We start from the raw sequence: 18,962 nt of genomic DNA on the forward strand, positions 1-18,962 counted from the left end.
GTTCGAAGAGTATCCGGATATCAGAACGGCATACGGCCTGTGCCATTCCTTGCGGATGATCTTTTCAAAAAACACAATCAAGGATGCCGCACGTTTGTCTATGGCAAAGTGGTATAGCAAGGTCGAAGAAGCAGGATTTCATTCCTTTAACGTCATCGCCGTGACCTTCTATGAGCATTATGATGAAATATTGAAATTCTACAACAACCGTGCTTCCAATGCGATGGCTGAATCATTCAATGCCAAGATAAAACTATTCAGGGCAAACCTTAGGGGTGTTGCTGACAAGAAGTTCTTCCTGTTCCGTATAGCAAACCTTTACGCTTATCCCCACTAATTTTCTACTGACCCACTATATACTCGTATTTATCGTCGTTGTTGAACATTGTCTGCGTAAAGAAGAACGTGGTGTAACCTGTAACAATATCCGCATCACAATTATAGATAAATGGGGTGGGGATATGATACGAATTCTCAACTGTCTGCTCGTCCGTAACCTGCCAGTCGGAATACTTCGGATAACGAATAATATGATACATAATGCAATGGTCTTCACCATCCGTATATACGATTTTATGATATTCACCTTGGTCTTCGGGCAAATCTATGGGCAGGAATGTGTGCACGTTTCCTTTCTTGGTATACGATTCACAACCAGCTGCGTTCGCAATAATAATAACCTCTTCGAGGCCGCTTACAGATGTATAAAACTCACCTTGTATCGAATTGACATACTCTCCGGGAATGATAAAGCGCTCCTCTGTCACTGTCTTAGTACATGTTTTGGGCATCTTATACGACACGGTTTTAACCAAATTCATATTCTCATCATAAATACTTGCCGTGTTTGTCTCTATGTACATTGCCGAGATCTGGGGCTTTCCGCTGTAAGAGAACTTTTTGGAAATCACATAATGATGATCATCCGCTTCTGTCGGCATGACACCTGCAACGAGGCATACCGCAACGGCCATGCCCCTCAGCATGTGCCGTAACCGCTCCCCGCTTCCGCGCTTTCATGAGCATGGAAACACCGCAAATATAATAATTTTCTGCGAAATCCGGATACCCGGTAATGTTTTTCAACGGTTTTATTTGCTTAATACAGATTCACGGAGACACAGAGCTATGTTTGCGTCTGCGTCTCCGTGCCATTGTGTTCGTCTATAACCCCACACACAGACAACAGCAAAAACAGCGCCATTGCCGGTGGGATAAAAGAAGATGACGTTCAGCGACGGCATTACCGTATGGCAGAACGAAGACCACTCGTAGCCTAAGGTGTTCGCACCGGCCGGCAGCGGCTCGTGGGGTGGCTACACCACACTCGACAGCCGGATACGGACGATAACGTGAGCAGGCATCATGAGGGTGGCGGTGAACAGCATCGCGATGGTAACCGGTCTTTTCATGTCCGGGCGTGTTTCAGTATTGCTGTTTTATTATATACCACTCAGGCTTGTCCTTGTCGGCAAGTACTTTGTCTATCGTGTAGTCGTCTTTGTCGATGGTGTGCACCCATTTGACGCGTTTTCCTGTGTCTGTCTGCTTCCCGTCCGTATTTACCGAGCCGCTCTCACCGTAGAAAGCCGTCTTCTCTTTTTCCACTCCCCAGTTGTGCCAGCCCTCAGGCGATATGTGGCTTCCCATCACACAGTCTATGTATACTGTCTTGGCGTAAGGACGCCATGGTCTGCCCAGCATTACTTTCTCCACTCCCGGCTCGGCCGTCAGCCGGCATTTGTGCAGCACATAGCCGTATTTCACGTCTTGCAGGGTCGATGCGGCAGTGAGGTATCCGCGTCTGAGGCTGTGTATCTGGCAGTTGTCAAAGAAACATGTGGACGCACCGAAGATGAAATCCACCGTGCCTTCGATGTAGCAGTCTTTGTATAATTGCTTGGAACGTTTGCCGTAAGTATACAGAGTGTCTTGGAAACCTTTGAATCGGCAATTGACGAACACGGCCCTGTCGCCGCTTACAAATAGTGCGACAGCCTGACCTACAGGTCCCGCTGTGTTGCTGAATGTTATATTGAAAGCGTGAAAGTCGGGGCCGTATATATAGCAGGACGAAGAACCTGACGTGCCGGTATTCTCGCCAAACTTATTCGGCTTCGATGCGTAATCGTCATACGTGAGTATCGTTCCCTCTACGCTTTCGCCTATTATGGTGACGTTTTGTTTGCTTTCTGCAAGTATTAGTTTCTCCTTGTATATGCCGTTGCGTATGAATATGCGTGTCTCTCCGGCTTTTCGGTAGTCGGGAACTGCGTTGAAAGCTTCCTGTACGGTCTTGAAATCTCCTGTGCCGTCTTGCGCAACGATGAAGTCGTAGTTTTCTTTTTGCTGTGCCATGACTGAAAGTGAAGTGATTATCATGACAATGATTGATAATGCTTTTTTCATAATTGATTGTTTCTGATTTGTAGATGTTGTTTTAAGTATAATATGTTTAATCGGTAAGCCGTCTTGCAATGAAGAATTTTCTTGTGGACAAAAGCAACAGTAGAGTGCCTGTAATCTGTGAGCCGGCGGTAAACAGGAAAGCCGCTGTGTAGCCGATATGTTCCACAATGAGTCCTCCCGAAAGTATACCTATTCCCATACCGATATCCCACGATGTGAGAATGGATGAGTTGGCTGTGCCCCGCTGGTCTTTTCTTGCCACGGAGATGAACATGTTCATGAATGCCGGAAACATCCTGCCGTTGCCAAGTCCTATGAGCAGCGCCGACAGGTAGTATGCCCACATTCCGGGTGATAGAGCGAAAAGCGAGAATCCGAAAGAGCTTAGTATTGCTCCTTGGAGAGCGTTTCCCGTCAGTCGGCCTTCCCTTAGAGACTTTGCGCCGTATAGGCGCGATGCCGCGAGACCTATTGACAGTATGGCAAAGAAAACTCCCGTGCCATCCGTAATTCCGAGTCTCTCTTTTCCGTATATGGCCACGTAGTTGCTCATCACTCCCCAGCATAGTCCGAAGAGTAGAATATTTATTGCCATAAGCCATGCGCGAGTGAGGAAAAAGTGATCCATGCTGATGCGTGGTTTGTCCTCTATCGGCTTCCGTTTACGTAGTTTAATCGAATATGCGCATAGGAAACCGGTGAAGGCCACGGCCAAAGAGATCCAGAAGAGGATGGCAAAATTGTCAGTTGCGCTGTATATCCATATTCCGGCCGACGGCGCGATGGCCATGGCTATGTTGTTGCTCAGTCCGTAGAAGCCTATTCCCTCGCTGCGTCTTGAAGACGGAAGCACGTCTATCGCCACCGTACTGTTGGCCACGGTGGTGGCTCCGAACGGCAGTCCGTGCAGTGTGCGGACTATGGCGAACATAAGGAGCGTGCTTGCTCCGATATATCCGGCAAAACATATAAAGAATGAGAAGAAACAGAGCATTAGGACTTTTTTGCGGTCGAAACAGTCTACAATAAAACCGCTGAACGGCCTTACCACCAGCGCCGCCGTCACATAGCCCGACAAGACCAGTCCTGTCAAGTCCTTGTCGGCATGAAAGTGCTCATTGAGATATATCGGAAGCAGGGGCGTCAGCAGGTAAAAAGAGAAAAACATCATGAAATTTCCGCACATGGCCTTGCAATACTCTTTGTTCCAAAGCCGTTCTTTCGCTTCGGTATCGGTCATGTATTTTGAGACTGCCAGTTCTTTATCGGATTTCAATTTGCCGCTCATTTTGAAAATATAAACCGATACAAAGGTAATATATTTATTCTTAAACGGGCTTTTTTTTCGTTCTTGTTTTATGTTTGCTGAGGCTTTGTTTGCCGATAGATGGACCCGGATGTCATCGTTATGCCCTTTCAGTGATATGGCGATGACATTTCGGAGCGGTTATTTCTCTGTCGGTTTCCCTTTCTGCTCCCACTCCATGATTCCGCCTTTCAGGTTTACGACCTCATAGCCTTCTTTCTTCAGTATACGTGCGGCTGTGAGCGAGCGCCTGCCCGACCGGCAGTATACCCATACCGTGCGATCTTTCGGCAGCTGTGCGGCTGCCATGTTTCTGAAGCCGGCTTTCTGCACGTCTATGTTCTTTGCGCCGGCTATATGCCCTTCGGCATATTCGCCGGCCGTGCGCACGTCGAGCACTGTCGCACTGTCGGATTTAATCCCTTGTTCAAATTCTTCCGCTCCTACGCTGTTTACGTCTTCGCTTTGGGCACATGCTCCGAGAATGGAACCGATACAGCCTAACAGCAGTGTCTTTATTTTCTTTTTCATATCCGTTTATGTCGTATTGATTAATGTTTGACTTTGTGGCTGTCAGGCTGTGGATGTGTGTCTGTCCTGCCACGGTTGCCATTGCTTTATGATGTTGAAGAGCCGTCCGAGCCTTTCACCGTATTCCTCCGGGTATACCAGCGAGTATGCGATCCATAGTTTGTCCTTGGGCGTGTATTTGGTGTAGTGCCGGTAGCCTTCTATCGGCACTCCGTTCTCATATATCCGCCCGTGCAGTATATATCCGTCGTCGGTCTTCGCTATTTGTGCGTTTATGTCGCCGGCGAGCTTCGCAATGGCCCTGTCCGGATTGGCGGTGTCCGATATTCTGCATGTGAAGCATTCCATTATTATATGTGTGGTGGTGTCGTGCCTGAATGTCACCAAGCCTGTCGTGTCGTCTTCCGTCTTGTCTATTTTGAAGCATTCCGGGTATTGTACAGTGAAGCCTATATAGGGGTCGGTGTATGATATGAGCGGGCTTCTGTTTATTTCTTCTTCCAGCACGTCGGCGAAATCCTTGTACTTTATTCTTGGCATGATGGTATCTGCCAGTCCGGCGGCAAGCGCGAATAGTATGGAAATGGCGATGAGGGTTCTCATTTTTTTAGTTATTTGTTTTTATAGGCAAAAATATTTTGTCCGTGCTGCAAATATAATATATTGTGGCGAAACGGCTTGCTGTTGGCTTTTTTATATAACATTTTTTATATTGTACTGTATGCAATTGTCACGTCTTGACCGTATGTGCCCGCAGTGTTATTTTTTTTAGGGAGGTGAACTGGCAATCGAGTTATAGGATGACGCCTGATATGGAAATTGGATTTACATGGATTTTCTACTGCCCCGTAAAAAGGCGTTGCCGCTTAGGCGTGACGAGGGTGGGTGAGGGCAAAAAGAAAACCCTGCCGCTTGCGCGAACAGGGCTAATGAAAGGAGGAGTGGTGCCACCAGGAATCGAACCGGGGACACAAGGATTTTCAGTCCTTTGCTCTACCAACTGAGCTATGGCACCTCCTTGTTTTGTTTTGCGGGTGCAAAGATACGCATTAAAATTAACAAAACAGCATAAACGAATGCTAAAAAGTTGTTGTTTAAGGTGTTTTAACAATACGGCCTGTGCTGTCTTGGCATTTGCCGTATTATTCCTTGCTTAGCGGGTTCCAGCCCTGCGCTTTGAGCTCAAACTCGTTGTCGTCTCTGGTCACGAGGACAGTTCCAAGGCTTTCTTTGGTGATATGTCCTATCAGTCTTACGTCTTCCAGGGCTTCTATCTTTCCGTAGTCTCCTATCGGCACGGTGAAGAGCAGCTCGTAGTCTTCGCCGCCGTTGAGTGCGCATGTGGTCACGTTCATGTTCAGTTCCTCGGCCATTACCGCTGTCTGATAGTCTATCGGCAGGTTTTTCTCGAAGATGCGGCATCCGGTGTGGCTTTGCTTGCAGATGTGTATGAGCTCGCTCGAAAGGCCGTCGCTGATATCCATCATGGCCGTAGGGCGGATACCGGCCTCGTGCAGTCGCCTGATGATGTCGCCCCGTGCCTCGGCTTGCAGTTGCCGTTGCAGCAGATATTCTTTGCCGGCAAACTCCGGTTGGAACTGTGCCAGCTCCTTTAATGCCTTTTGATCTCCTTTTTTTCTTGCCTCGTTTACCTGCTGGTAGTATACGCTTTTCTCTCGTTCGAGCAGTTGCAGGCCCATGTATGCCGCTCCCAGGTCGCCCGACACGCACACGAGATCGGTTTCCTTGGCTCCATTTCTGTATATTATCTCATCTTTGTCGGCTTCTCCGATGCATGTTATACTGATGGCAAGCCCTGTGTATGATGATGTGGTGTCGCCTCCGACAATGTCCACGTTCCACTTGTCGCACGCCATGCGGAGTCCTTCGTAGAACATCTCCACGTCCTCCACTGTGAATCGTTTGCTCAGCGCGAGGCTCACCGTGAGTTGCCTCGGGGTACCGTTCATGGCGAATATGTCGCTTATGTTCACCATCGCCGACTTGTATCCGAGATGTCTCATGTCGGTGTATGTGAGATCGAAGTGTACTCCTTCCATGAGCATGTCGGTGGTGATGAGAACTTCTTTGTCGGGATAATGAACAACGGCGCAGTCGTCTCCCACACCGTATTTTGTAGATTCGTTTTTCGGTTTGATGTCTTTTGTCAGTCTGCTGATGAGGCCGAACTCACCTAATTCTGAGATATTCATTCTTTAATTGGGTTGTAATTATACTGTTAATGTTGGACTGTTTGCTTGTTAATAGCATTCCTGTATATGCGGGTTCGTTTATGCGGCCTGATGTCTTGATATTCCGGTTGCTATGGCATCATGGGCACTGTTTGCCGCGAATGTATGGCGGGTGAAATGAAATATTCTGCATAAAGCCATGAATTTTGAACTATGGATGACCGTTGTGTATGTCGTCCATAATTCAAAATTCATAATCGGCCGGCGTAATTATTACGCCCTGTTTATCATCTCGCGCATGATCTCCGTCATGAGCGGTTGAGCCTTGTTGGCGGCTATCTGCACTTCCTCGTGGCTCACTTCCACGGGTGTGTCCTCCAGTCCGAGGTCGGTGATGATGCTTATTCCGAAGGTCTTTATGCCGCAATGGTGCGCCACGATGACTTCAGGCACGGTGCTCATGCCAACGGCGTCACCGCCCAGCCGGTGATACATCTTGTATTCCGCGGGTGTCTCAAATGTCGGGCCTTGCACTCCCACGTATACGCCGTGAACCACACGGATGCCCTTTTCGGCCGCGATTGCGTCGGCCTCGGCAATGAGTTTGTTGTCGTATGTCTCGTGCATGTCGGGGAAACGGGGGCCGGTGGGGAAGTTCTTGCCGCGCAACGGGTGCTCGGGGAAGAAGTTGATGTGGTCTGTTATAATCATCAGGTCGCCTATCTTGAACTCCGGATTCATGCCGCCCGAGGCGTTGGAGACAAACAGTGTCTCGATGCCCAGCTCGTACATCACGCGGATGGGGAACGTCACTTCCTTCATCGAGTAGCCCTCGTAGTAGTGGAAGCGGCCTTCCATGGCCATGATGTCCTTGTCGCCGAGCTTTCCGAAGATAAGCCTTCCGGCGTGTCCCTCTACCGTCGACACCGGAAAGTTGGGTATTTCCTGATACGGGAAGTAGTATGCGTCAGTTATTTCTGAAGCTAATTGTCCGAGGCCTGTTCCCAGAATGATGGCCGTCTTTGGACTTGTTGTCATCCTTTGCTTTAACCAGGATGCTGTTTCTTGAATTCTTTCGTACATAACCTGTTATATTTTCGTTAAACCGTTCTTCCTGTTCGAGCATGAAGCGCACTTTCACCGGCAGTGCGTAGAGGCTGTTGCGAACCTCTTCGTCCAGTCCTTCGAGACCTTGAAGTCGCGTCGCGTCTTTCTCGGTGGTGATGATAATCTTCGGTGACGGCAGCCGCTCGAATGCCCTGTTGATCTTCTCCGCGTCTTTCTTCGTGAACGCATGGTGATCCCTGAACGTGAGCGGTGTGATGCTCCCGGTATGTTCTTTGAGGTCTATCATCATCTGTCCTGGCGACGCTATACCCGTGAGCAGCAGTATGTTCTCGTCTTTCAGCGTGCCGAGCTGCCTCTCGCCGTTGCCGAATATATGGCGTGGCGAGTCATAGTCGAGTGTAGTGAAGTACAGATGCTGGTATGGGTAAAGGTTCATAGCCTTTGTGATAACTCTGAACTCCATCGGCTTCAGTCCTTTCGGGCACTTCGTGACGATAACGATGTCTGCCCTGTTCTTGCCTGACAGGGGTTCCCGCAGGCGTCCCGCCGGCAACAGTTTGTCGTATATTATCAGTCTGTGATAGTCTACAAGCAGTATGTTTATACCGGGTTTGACATACCGGTGCTGAAACGCATCGTCGAGCAATATCACGTCGATGTCTTCCGCTGTGTTGTCGTCTGTAAGCCGATCCACACCGTGGCACCTGTCTTTGTCGACAGCTACGGTTATGTCGGGAAACTTGGTTTTCATCTGGTAAGGCTCGTCTCCGATGTCCCTCACTGTAGAGTCTGCGCCGGCGAGCACGAAGCCGCGGCTTTTACGTTTGTATCCCCGGCTGAGCACCGCCACGTTAAATCTGTCTTTCAGCAGTCTTACGAGATACTCCACGTGCGGTGTTTTGCCAGTGCCTCCGATTGTGATGTTGCCCACCGATATCATCGGGATGTCGAAAGCCCTGCTTTTCAATATTCCCACTTCGAACAGTGTATTGCGCAGTCTTACGGCAGCGCCGTATATCCAACTGAGCGGCAACAGCCGGTAGTTTATCTTTATGAGGTCTCCTTCCATTTTGTCCTGTGCCGTTTCCGGGTTATTTCATTACTATCCTGTAAGGCATTCTGGCCTGTATGGCGTTCTGGTTGTTTATGTCTTTGATGAACATAAACGGTGCGTAGAACTCTCCGAGCACGCTCTTCATTTGCTCGTTGAGATAGTTTCTGCCCGACATTCTTGACACGAACTGATCCATGAAACTCGGAGGTGCCGGATAGCCGGTCGTATGGTATTCGTCGAGTTTTGCCAGTCGGGCGGCTTTCTTCACAGCCTTGTCAAGACCGCCAAGCTCGTCGACGAGTTTCACTTTCAGTGCGTCGCTGCCTGTCCATACACGTCCCTGGGCTATTTTCTCCACGGCGTCTACCGACATCTTGCGGCCGTCGGCCACACGTTTGCGGAACAGATTGTATCCGCGGTCTATATATTTGTTGAGATAGGCTATCTCTTCCTCGTTGAACGGGCGTGCCGGTGTGCCGAAAGCGCTGTGCCGGTTTGTCTTTACCTCATCGAATTTCACTCCGAGCTTGTCGGTCAGCAGGCCGCTGTAATCAGGGAACATACCGAATATGCCGATGCTTCCCGTGAGTGTCGTCGGCTCTGCATAGATATGGTTTGCGGCGCAGCTCATGTAGTAACCGCCGGAGGCGGCATATCCGCCCATGGAAACCACCACGGGCTTTTTCTTTTTCAAGTTAACCACCGAGTGCCATATCTGCTCGGATGCGTATGCGCTTCCGCCGCCTGAGTTGACTCGGATGACTACTGCTTTCACGTCGTCATCGTCGGCGAGCTTGTCAAGATCCCTGCATACGACTTGGGCGTTGATGCAATTCTCGCTCGACAACCCTCCGGGTGCCATGTCGACGATGTCTCCGTAAGCGTAGTAAACGGCAATATTGTCTCCCTTGTCGCTGTTTTTGCGTTCCACGTTTGCCATGTCGCCGAGTGACAGCTGGTTTATAGTCTCATCATTGTCGATGCCGAGCAGTTTTTTTATCTCGACTTTGACCTCGTCCGTGTACATAAGTTTGTCTACGAGTCTCATGGATATGTAACTCTCCGGCTCGGCCGTCATGATGAGGTTGTCGGCATATTCGTTGAGTTTTTCCGTTGAGACCCTGCGGCTGGCGCTCACGTCTTTCACCATTGAGTTCCATGTGCCTTGCAGGTATGCGGTCACCTGTTCTCTGTTAGGCTCGCTCATGCCGTCGGCCGTGAGCATTTCGGGGGCGCTTTTGTATTTGCCTACTTTAGACAGCTGCACCTTTACTCCGAACTTCGCGAGCATGTCTTTCAGAAAGTAAGGCTGTGACGCCAGGCCGTGCCAGTCTATCATTCCCTGCGGGTTCAGAAATACCTTGTCTGCCACAGAGCATATATAGTATGCGTTTTGGGTATAGCTGTCTCCATATGCCACGATCCACTTGCCGCTCTTTCGGAAGTCGCTCAACTTGTTGCGTATTGCCTGTGCCGAAGCGGGAGCGTCGGGGGCGAACATGCCGGCCTCGATGTATATTCCTTTAATGTCATTGTTTTCTTTGGCCTTTTCTATTGCTTCAAGTATGTTGTCAAGCCCGAGGCTTTCTCCTGCGCTGCCCATGATAATGCTCATCGGGTCGTCTTTCGCTCTTTCTTGTAGGATTCCCGACAGGGAGAGTACAAACACGGAGTTGTCTTTCACTGCCATTGTAGCGCTTCCGGATAGAGCCATGCCTATCAGTGAGAAAATGCAGATGGCGGTCATCAGCGAGACGGATAGGGCTAAACCGGTAACGGTGGCCAGTGTGTACTTGATGAAATCTTTCATAATGATATATTTATAGATAAATTACGATTTTAGCAAATATAACGCGGATATGGCGAAAGGAGCGTGTCTCCGGTCAATCCGTCTCGTTCGCTGTCGCCGGCCGGTGTCGGGCACATGCTTTATCTTGCAAAGATACGAATAATCACCGTAATAAACGAAATTATTTTGAATTATTATGACAATGGGAATTGTGACCGTGTTGAAAGGTATGGCAAATGTAAAAATAATGTCATAAATTTAACGTTTTGTTTTTGGACGAAATAGAACGTGAACGCGATATACAATGCGCTATATGCGATGTGGCTCAAGGGGCGGTGGCATGGGGTGATGTCACGTTTAGACACCCGTTGGGTTGCATTCGGCCGCTCGTTGTCTTGCAACGGGATACCCGTTACCTCGCGATATGCCGCTGAATGGACTCCAACGGGTATCCCGTTGCAAGAAAATAGTGCCCGGCAACCGATGCCAGGAGTGCAGGTTTGGGCGAGGTTTGGTGTATTGTATTGATATTCAGGCTGTTGTGAGGGGAGTGTGATGTTTCGGGAAAATCGGGTCGGGCGGTAGTTTTTTCAAAACGGGTGAGTTTTGCAAGGCTTTTTGTCGGATTTTTTTGATATCTTTCATGATAGTGCGTAAGGTGTTTTGCGGATTCATGGAAGAACGGCTTTTTTATGATGGAGAGCTTTGTCCGGTGTGTTGTATTCCCATGTGTTTCTGCCGGAGACTTGTTCTTTTCCGTATGTCCGTGATTTTCATTTTATTTTGACGCTTCATGCGCTTTGTCGTTTTGAAAAGAAATTATCGGTGTGCCGGTTGTCCTTTATTAGGAAAAAAATATTATCTTTGCGGTCAGTAAACTAATCAACAAAACAGTATTAAGGAAAATGAATATCAGAATGATTGTCACGTTGTCGCTCGCAGTGATTTGCACGGCATCGTTCGCGAAGAAAAAGAAAGTCGAACTTTTCCCTGACGGTACACCTGTTCCCGAGTGGTTCAGTGACACGTCGAAAGTTGACGTGGAGACGCTCGGCCGTAAGTATGTCATCACCGACTATGGAGTGAAGAATGACTCTACGATAGTGCAGACGGAGCAGATACAGGCCGTGATAGACAAGGCGGCAGCGGCCGGTGGCGGCGTGGTGGTGATACCGAAAGGAACATTCCTTTCCGGTTCGGTGTTCTTCAAGCAGGGCACGCACCTCTATGTCGAAGAGGGCGGCACACTGAAAGGCAGCGACCGCATACGCGACTTCAAACTGCTTACCACCCGCATGGAGGGCCAGACACTCAAGTATTTCGCCGCGTTGGTGAACGCCGACGGTGTGGACGGTTTCACGATAGCGGGAAAAGGAACTGTCAACGGTAACGGCCGCAATTATTGGGAGGAGTTCTGGATACGCCGCCAGTATAACCGTCAGTGTACCAACCTCGAAGCCATGCGCCCCAGGCTGGTATACATATCAAACAGCAAGAACGTCACCGTGCAGGATGTGCGCCTCATCAACAGCCCTTTCTGGACAAACCACTTGTATAAGAGCGAGTATGTGCGCTATCTCGGCTGCTATATTTATGCGCCCAACAGCGGAGTGACACCGGTAGACCCGAAGCGCGGTGCCCCCAGCTCCGACGCGATAGACCTCGACGTGTGCAAGAACGTACTCATACACGGATGCTACATGAGCGTGTGCGATGACGCGGTGGTGCTCAAAGGCGGCAAGGGAACTTGGGCGGACAAAGATCCGAACAACGGTCCGTGCTCGAACATCATCATCCAGGACTGTACATACGGCAAGGTGCACGGATGCCTCACTCTCGGCAGCGAGAGCCTGCACGACCGTAATGTAATCCTGCGCCGGTGTACCGTGACTCAGGCAAACCGTGTGCTGTGGCTCAAAATGCGTCCTGACACGCCTCAGCATTATGAGTACGTGACGGTGGAAGACCTCACGGGAGACTGCAACAGCTTCCTCGTGGTGCGTCCGTGGACACAGTTCTTCAAGCCCGAACAGCGTGACGACATGCCTCTCTCCACATGCAACAACATAACATTGCGCAATATAAAGATGGACTGCAAGAACTTCTTCGACGTGGGCAAGTCGGACAAATACCGCCTTACGGATTTCACGTTCGAGAACTGCGACGTGCAGGACAAGAAGAATGCCTTTGACAAGACTGTGATAGAAAACTGCGTGGTGAAGAACTTGAAGATAAACGGCACAGCCGTCAAATAACGGAAATAAAAAACAGGCCATGGACAACAAGAAGATAACCGTGACATCGCCGCTTCTGCCGGAGTTGGAAAGTTTCAGCGAGTCATTGAAAGAGATTTGGGAAAGTAAGTGGATAACCAACAACGGCGCTTTCCACAAGCGTCTTGAAAGCGCGTTGTGCGAGTATCTCAAAGTACCCTATGTAAGTCTCTTCACCAATGGTACGCTTCCGCTCATTACGGCATTGCAGGCCATGCGGGTCACGGGCGAGGTGATAACCTCTCCTTACAGTTTCGTGGCCACGAGCCATTCTCTTTGGTGGAACGGTATCAAGCCTGTGTTCGTGGACATAGACCCGACGACGGGAAATATTGATCCGGAGCGGATAGAGGCCGCCATTTCACCGAAGACAACGGCCATAATGCCGGTACATGTGTATGGTACGCCATGCGATACCGATGCCATACAGAGCATAGCCGATAAGTATGGACTTCGTGTCATATACGATGCGGCTCATGCTTTCGGTGTGGAGAAAGACGGGGTGAGCGTGCTGAACGCCGGCGACATGTCGACGCTCAGCTTTCATGCCACCAAGGTTTTCAATACCATTGAGGGGGGAGCGCTGGTGGTGAGAGACGCCGAGACAAAAAAACGTATCGATTATCTTAAAAATTTCGGATTTGCCAGTGAGACGGAAGTGGTGGCTCCCGGGATAAACAGCAAGATGGACGAGATACGCTCGGCCTACGGATTGCTGAACTTGAAACAGGTGGACAGGGCGATAGCGGCACGCCGGAATGTGGCTTTGCAATACCGTGAGAGGTTGAAAGACGTTGCCGGCCTAAGGTTTTTCAACGACAAGCCAGGCGTAAGGCATAATTATTCGTACTTCCCTGTATTTGTGGACGAGAGCGAATACGGCATGTCACGTGATGAGCTGTATTTCAAAATGCGCGATGCCGGAGTGTTCGGCCGACGGTATTTCTATCCGCTCATAAGCACGTTCTCTACCTATCGCGGCCTTCCTTCTGCTGCACTGTCGAATCTTCCCGAGGCCCACCGCATGGCCGACAGCGTGATATGCCTGCCGATGCACCATGAGCTGGGCGGTGAGGATGTGGAAAGAATATTATCACTGATAGAAATATGAAAATACTTGTGTTGGCCGGAGGGGCCGATCAGATTGCTCTGATATGCGAATTGAAACGTCGCGGGCATACGGTCGTACTGATAGACTATTTTGAAAATCCGCCAGCCCGTGATTATGCGGATAAACATATAGTGGCGAGCACTCTTGATGTGGAGCGGGTGAAAGCCATAGCTGTCGCGGAAAGGGTGGGGCTTGTTTGTACGGCTTGCACCGATCAGGCTCTGCTCACCGTGGCAAATGTTTCAGAGCAGTTGGGGCTGCCGTGTTACCTGTCTCATCGTCTGGGACTTAATGTGACCAACAAGTCGTATATGAAGAAGATACTGGCGGACAATGGAATTCCGACGGCCCGATATGCTATTATCGACAAACAGGATGTTGGTATATTGGAAAATTTCACTTTTCCGCTGGTTGTAAAGCCGGTTGACTGTAATTCTTCGAAAGGTGTCAGTCTTGTGGATGAAGAAGAGCAACTGGCTTTATGTATCGAGAATGCCATAAAGGCGAGCCGCACTTGCACAGCCGTTGTGGAAGAATACAAAAAAGGAGATGAGATTTCCGCTGATTTTTATATTAAAGACGGGAAAGCGATATTCCTGTCTGCCACCAAGTCCGTGAAAATACCGAAGAGATCGTCTTTCACTATTCTCGCAAGCATATATCCGGTGGTTGATTTGGCAAAGCAACGTGAGTTGGAAAGAATAGCAGACTGTATATCGGCTGCTTTCGGCATAGTTAACGCCCCGCTGTTGGTACAGTTGATAGACGGTGAAGAGGGTATGAGTGTAATCGAGTTCAGCGCAAGAATGGGAGGCGGCTCGAAGTACAGTTTGATCCACAGGTTGACAGGGGTTGACATAATGGCGGAATATGTGAGTCTGATACTGGGAGAGACACCCTCCGTGAATCCTTCAAAGCAAGTCGAATATGCCAAGATGGTTTATATATATTGTACCCCAGGAGTGTTTGATCATCTGGAAGGTTTCGACATGTTGAAAGATACTGGTGTGATAGATGATTATTTCCAATATAAGACAGCAGGGATGAAGATAGAACATGTCAAGACAAGCGGTGACCGCCCTGCGGGTTACCTCATAACGGCTAACACGGCGAAAGAGCTTGATGACAAACAGTTTTTTGTGGATTCGCACATTAAGGTTATATCATCAATCGGTGAAGATATGATGATACATGGTTTGTTTTAAGTGAAGAGCGGTGCTATGCGGAAGATTACTGTTATCGGAACAGGCAACGGAGGACAGGCGGTAGCGGGATATTGTGCTGCCATGGGATTGCCGGTATGCCTTTACGGACGAAGGAAACCTGATATACCGGATAACATAATAAGACTCGAAGGGGTATTGAATGCCGTAGGGGTGGTGGAAATTATAACGGACAGTATTGAAAAGGCTGTGTGTTTTGCCGATTTGATAATGATTGTCACAACTTCTACCGCACATAGGGAAATAGCAAATCTGATGTTGCCATTTCTCCGTAACGGGCAGGCAATTATCCTCAATCCGGGAAGAACGCTGGGAATAGTTGAACTGAACGGAGTGTTGGCACAACGGAAAGAACTCAATGTCATGATAGCCGAGGCGCAGACTTTATTATATGCGTGTCGTAAGGTCAGGGACGGGGTGGTGAAAGTGATAGGAGTAAAAGACAATGTGCCGTTGACTGGCCGTACTCCGTTGGAAACCGAAACTATAATAAGTTGGTTCGGTGATTTGTTCCCTGGGTTTATTCCTGCTGTGAACTTTATCCATACAGGTTTGGAGAATATAGGAGCTATATTTCATCCGTCGATAGTTATTTTTAATGTGGCTACCATCGAGCGTAACGATAAGTTTTATTTCTATCGTGATATAACCGATGAAGTTGCGGCTTTTATCGAGAAACTTGATAAAGAGCGGTTACGTATCGGCAGAGCGTATGGTATAAGGCTTATGCCTGTTTTTGAATGGATAAGGTATGCGTATCCGGAAACCGAAGGGTGTACATTGAAAGAGCGGTTCAGGAACAATCCTGCTTATAACGATATTCTCGGGCCGGGAACTATATTTACGCGTCAATTGACGGAAGACATTCCTACCGGTCTTTTGCCGATGAGCGAGCTTGCCCGTTTGGTAGGCGTGGACACCCCTTTGATGGACTCGCTGATAGTATTGACATCTTCTTTGCTTGACATTGATTTTCGTGAAAAAGGGCGTACGCTTGACAATTTGAACCTTTCCGGAATGTCGAAAGACGAAATAATAAAACTTTTTCAAGGTTAACAGAATGGACACATCGGAGGTTTATGGATTAATAAAGCCATTGGTTGATGTACACACAATGGGGATATTCACAATCGCCAATCTTTTGAGAGATTGTGGTTACAAGGTATGTATTGCCGGCGATGACGTGAATGGAGCGTTGGAAAACCTGACCCGTCTTAACAATTATGGTCTGGTAAAGCGTTGGATAGGGGAGAACGGGATAACACGTCTCGGCTTTAGTTACAGACTTGACCCGCAGAAAGGTTGTGAATTGTTTCTTTCTTTATACGAACGGCTGTTGGGTGACAAGATGTTCTCAAAAGACGGAGGCAGGCTGAAAGGCATTCATTTCGCCGGATTACCGGATACTTGCGATATGGTGTCGGGGAAAACAGGAGGTTCTGTTCTTGTATTTCGTGGAGACGAGCCGCCTGTACGGTCGTTGACTATGCTTGGTGTGCCACAGGAACGTATACCAGTATCAGTCTCTCAGGATGACGAGTATGATAGGATGCGATGGAATTTTGCCAAGGAATTGATTGAGTCGGAGAGATATAGGCATATTGTCTCTCCTGATCATTTCGGCTATGCGCAATGTGGCAAAGATGATGACTCATATCTCGCCCGCCTTGATTATGCGACAGCCAAGCATACATTACCTATAATAAGAACACATTCCGGGCCTTATAATGTAAATCGTGAGGAGGCATTGAAAGAATACAATTCATGGTGTGAGGAACTTGCGGCATCCGGATTGCTTGATGTTTTGTCGATAGGCAGCTCGCAGTTGACACAATCTCATTTTGGAGAAAATTGGGAAGGACTGTCAAACGGCGGCGGAATACCGGTAAATTCGGAAATCGAATATCGGGTGATAAGAGAAAACGCACGTCCGATGCTTACACGAACATATTCAGGGACAAAGAATGTTCCTGAACTGGCACGCATACATGAGCGTTCTCTTAATATTTCATGGCATGCTCTGTCTTTTTGGTGGTTTAATGAATTGGATGGGCGCGGAAGTAATACTCTGCTTGAAAATTTGAAAGAGCATTTTGATGCTATTGGTTATATCGTAACCACAGGTAAGCCTGTCGAACCTAATGTCCCTCATCATTTCGCGTTCCGTGGATGCGACGATGTTAGTTACATTATATCAGGTTATCTTGCGGCAAAAGCATGTAAGAGGCTTGGGGTGCGTCATCTTATTTTGCAGAATATGTTGAATACGCCGAAATATACAATCGGTATACAGGATTTGGCAAAGGGGCGGACACTGATACGGCTTGTGCGTGAGTTGGAAGACGGGAACTTTCGTTTCAGTCTTCAGTCGCGTGCGGGGCTTGATTATTTCTCTCCTGATTTGGAAGAGGCTAAAATACAGCTTGCCGCCGTCACTTGTCTGATGGATGATTTGGAACCGGATAATAGTGACAGTCCGCAAATTGTGCATGTGGTGAATTACTGCGAGGCAGTCAGGCTGGCAACACCTCCTGTTATAAAGGAAAGTATACAGATAACGTTGTCTGCCCTGAGGGAGTATAGGCAAGCCCGGATTAAGGGACTCGTACCGGACATGAAACACCATATGGAGACACTTGAACGGGCAGAAGAACTGTATGAGGAGTGCAAAACCGCTATTTGTATACTGGAAGACAATATACCGAACTTATATACTCCGGAAGGTTTTGAGAAGGTTTTTACAGAAGGTTTCCTGCCTGTTCCTTATCTGCTTGACCATCAGCGGAAATATCCTAAGGCCACGATGTGGAAGACGGCGGTAAAGAACGGTAGTGTTCGTGTCGTTGACGATGATGGCCGTATAATATCAACGGAAAGCCGTTATAGGTACATTGTAAATCAAATGAAAGATTAAGACATACGGAATTTATGTTTATAAAGGAATTATATAATCGTTTTCGAATGCAGGTTGAGTATCTTGGCGACAAGAAACCGGTGAACAGTATGCATCCGTTGGTATCGGTAGTAGTGACTACTTATCAGCACAAGGAGTTCATACGTCAATGTATAGATGCAATACTTATGCAGGATGTGAATTTCGATTATGAGATAGTGATAGGTGATGACGGCTCAACGGACGGGACAGCGGAAATATGTAAGGAATATGCTTTTGCGCATCAGGACAAGATAAGGCTATATGTACGCGACAGAAATGTTTCACATATTATTATAGACGGGAAAGACACACGTTATAACGGAATATGGAACAGAATGTCGGCAAGGGGCAAATACATAGCTCTTTGTGAGGGAGATGACTACTGGACAGACCCTTTGAAGCTTCAAAAGCAAGTGGATGTATTGGAAGGTAATCCGGAAATAGCCATGTGTGTTACAAATGCCTATCAACTATCAGAAAACGGATTATGTGACGAACAAGGCCGATATAGTGAGAGCGGGATAGCTTCCACGGAGGATGTGATGCGTATAGGCGGTGGTTTTGCCCGTACTGCCACGTTCATGTTTCGCAAGAGTCTTATAGATAATTACCCGGAGTGTTGCCTTACTTGCCATGTGGGTGATTTCCCGTTGCAGACATTTGCGCTGATAAACGGAGGTATTTATTATCTGATTGACCGTACGGCTGTGTACAGATATTTCACTACAGGTAACTCATGGACGGCAAGGGTTAAGCGGGCAAGTGTAGAAAATCTGATGAAAGGCTGGCGGTCGGAGTTTGACATGTTGTCCGGTCTTGATGAGTACAGCGGTGGAAAGTACCACGAATTGTTCGCTTGGCGTGCCGCAAGATTGTTATATGAGAATATGAGCAGGCATCGTAATAAACGGAAAATGATAATAGACAATTTCGAAGATGTATATGCCTGTTTCGATTTTAAGATGAAATTGAAAGAACGATACCATTATTTGTTGTATCGGATAAGAAACGTCTGCCACTTTGGCAGATAATGCGTTTGGCATGGTTTTGGCATAATACACGATGAAATAG

Annotated in this window: 17 protein-coding genes, 1 tRNA gene and 1 pseudogene; 8 read left to right on the forward strand and 11 right to left on the reverse strand. The window is 48.2% G+C overall.

What is annotated here, in order from left to right; translation table 11 throughout:
• Window positions 1-337, forward strand: a 337-nt coding sequence (locus HPS53_RS03695; protein WP_172204470.1) for a transposase, incomplete at its 5' end; no start/stop codon positions are given.
• A 4-nt stretch (window positions 338-341) separates the two neighbouring features.
• On the opposite strand, the gene HPS53_RS03700 is transcribed toward HPS53_RS03695, so the two are convergent.
• The 11 genes and pseudogenes from HPS53_RS03700 to sppA all read right to left on the reverse strand — a co-directional run bounded on the left by HPS53_RS03700 (window position 342) and on the right by sppA (window position 10,370).
• On the reverse strand, window positions 342-974 hold the full coding sequence (locus tag HPS53_RS03700; protein ID WP_172204472.1) for a hypothetical protein: 633 nt from the start codon (window positions 972-974) through the stop codon (window positions 342-344).
• Window positions 975-1,425: 451 nt separating this feature from the next.
• Window positions 1,426-2,337: pseudogene (locus HPS53_RS03705) on the reverse strand (pectinesterase family protein); the annotation flags it as partial.
• Between the two features lie 118 nt (window positions 2,338-2,455).
• Window positions 2,456-3,697, reverse strand: coding sequence for an MFS transporter (locus HPS53_RS03710; RefSeq protein WP_104368253.1), 1,242 nt, complete (start codon window positions 3,695-3,697; stop codon window positions 2,456-2,458).
• 159 nt (window positions 3,698-3,856) lie between these two features.
• The gene (locus tag HPS53_RS03715) at window positions 3,857-4,246 is read right to left on the reverse strand and encodes a rhodanese-like domain-containing protein (RefSeq protein ID WP_172204475.1); all 390 of its coding nucleotides are present in this window, start codon (window positions 4,244-4,246) and stop codon (window positions 3,857-3,859) included.
• A gap of 42 nt (window positions 4,247-4,288) precedes the next feature.
• Window positions 4,289-4,849, reverse strand: a complete 561-nt coding sequence (locus tag HPS53_RS03720) for a hypothetical protein (protein WP_172204477.1) — start codon at window positions 4,847-4,849, stop codon at window positions 4,289-4,291.
• Between the two features lie 339 nt (window positions 4,850-5,188).
• Window positions 5,189-5,261 (reverse strand) — tRNA-Phe (locus HPS53_RS03725).
• Between the two features lie 127 nt (window positions 5,262-5,388).
• Window positions 5,389-6,459, reverse strand: coding sequence for a thiamine-phosphate kinase (thiL, locus tag HPS53_RS03730; RefSeq protein ID WP_104370296.1), 1,071 nt, complete (start codon window positions 6,457-6,459; stop codon window positions 5,389-5,391).
• Window positions 6,460-6,537: 78 nt separating this feature from the next.
• Complete coding sequence (locus HPS53_RS03735) at window positions 6,538-6,693, reverse strand: hypothetical protein (RefSeq protein ID WP_172204479.1); 156 nt, start codon at window positions 6,691-6,693, stop codon at window positions 6,538-6,540.
• An 18-nt stretch (window positions 6,694-6,711) separates the two neighbouring features.
• Complete coding sequence (locus HPS53_RS03740) at window positions 6,712-7,521, reverse strand: purine-nucleoside phosphorylase (RefSeq protein WP_104370297.1); 810 nt, start codon at window positions 7,519-7,521, stop codon at window positions 6,712-6,714.
• Window positions 7,406-8,575 (reverse strand): tetraacyldisaccharide 4'-kinase, encoded by a 1,170-nt coding sequence (gene lpxK / locus HPS53_RS03745; protein ID WP_104370298.1) that lies wholly within the window; start codon window positions 8,573-8,575, stop codon window positions 7,406-7,408. Before lpxK ends, HPS53_RS03740 begins: the two co-directional genes overlap by 116 nt.
• A 22-nt stretch (window positions 8,576-8,597) precedes the next feature.
• Window positions 8,598-10,370, reverse strand: coding sequence for a signal peptide peptidase SppA (gene sppA, locus HPS53_RS03750; protein WP_172204481.1), 1,773 nt, complete (start codon window positions 10,368-10,370; stop codon window positions 8,598-8,600).
• A 267-nt stretch (window positions 10,371-10,637) separates the two neighbouring features.
• Between sppA and HPS53_RS03755 the strand changes: the two genes are divergently transcribed.
• The 7 genes from HPS53_RS03755 (at window position 10,638) to HPS53_RS03785 (ending at window position 18,922) form a co-directional block, all read left to right on the forward strand.
• Entirely contained in the window at window positions 10,638-10,877 is a 240-nt protein-coding gene (locus HPS53_RS03755; protein WP_172204483.1) for a hypothetical protein, read from the forward strand.
• A gap of 377 nt (window positions 10,878-11,254) precedes the next feature.
• Window positions 11,255-12,604, forward strand: coding sequence for a glycoside hydrolase family 28 protein (locus HPS53_RS03760; protein ID WP_104370300.1), 1,350 nt, complete (start codon window positions 11,255-11,257; stop codon window positions 12,602-12,604).
• A gap of 19 nt (window positions 12,605-12,623) precedes the next feature.
• Window positions 12,624-13,733, forward strand: a complete 1,110-nt coding sequence (locus HPS53_RS03765; RefSeq protein ID WP_172204485.1) for a DegT/DnrJ/EryC1/StrS aminotransferase family protein — start codon at window positions 12,624-12,626, stop codon at window positions 13,731-13,733.
• On the forward strand, window positions 13,730-14,938 hold the full coding sequence (locus HPS53_RS03770) for an ATP-grasp domain-containing protein (protein WP_172204487.1): 1,209 nt from the start codon (window positions 13,730-13,732) through the stop codon (window positions 14,936-14,938). Before HPS53_RS03765 ends, HPS53_RS03770 begins: the two co-directional genes overlap by 4 nt.
• A gap of 15 nt (window positions 14,939-14,953) precedes the next feature.
• Window positions 14,954-16,012, forward strand: coding sequence for an NAD/NADP-dependent octopine/nopaline dehydrogenase family protein (locus tag HPS53_RS03775; RefSeq protein WP_172204489.1), 1,059 nt, complete (start codon window positions 14,954-14,956; stop codon window positions 16,010-16,012).
• 4 nt (window positions 16,013-16,016) lie between these two features.
• The gene (locus HPS53_RS03780) at window positions 16,017-17,870 is read left to right on the forward strand and encodes a hypothetical protein (protein ID WP_216651879.1); all 1,854 of its coding nucleotides are present in this window, start codon (window positions 16,017-16,019) and stop codon (window positions 17,868-17,870) included.
• Between the two features lie 14 nt (window positions 17,871-17,884).
• Complete coding sequence (locus HPS53_RS03785; protein WP_172204492.1) at window positions 17,885-18,922, forward strand: glycosyltransferase; 1,038 nt, start codon at window positions 17,885-17,887, stop codon at window positions 18,920-18,922.
• The last annotated feature ends 40 nt before the right edge of the window (window positions 18,923-18,962 follow it).

The sequence above is a fragment of the Prevotella sp. PTAC genome, assembly GCF_013166535.1.
In the GTDB taxonomy this organism is placed as follows: Bacteria; Bacteroidota; Bacteroidia; order Bacteroidales; family Bacteroidaceae; genus Prevotella.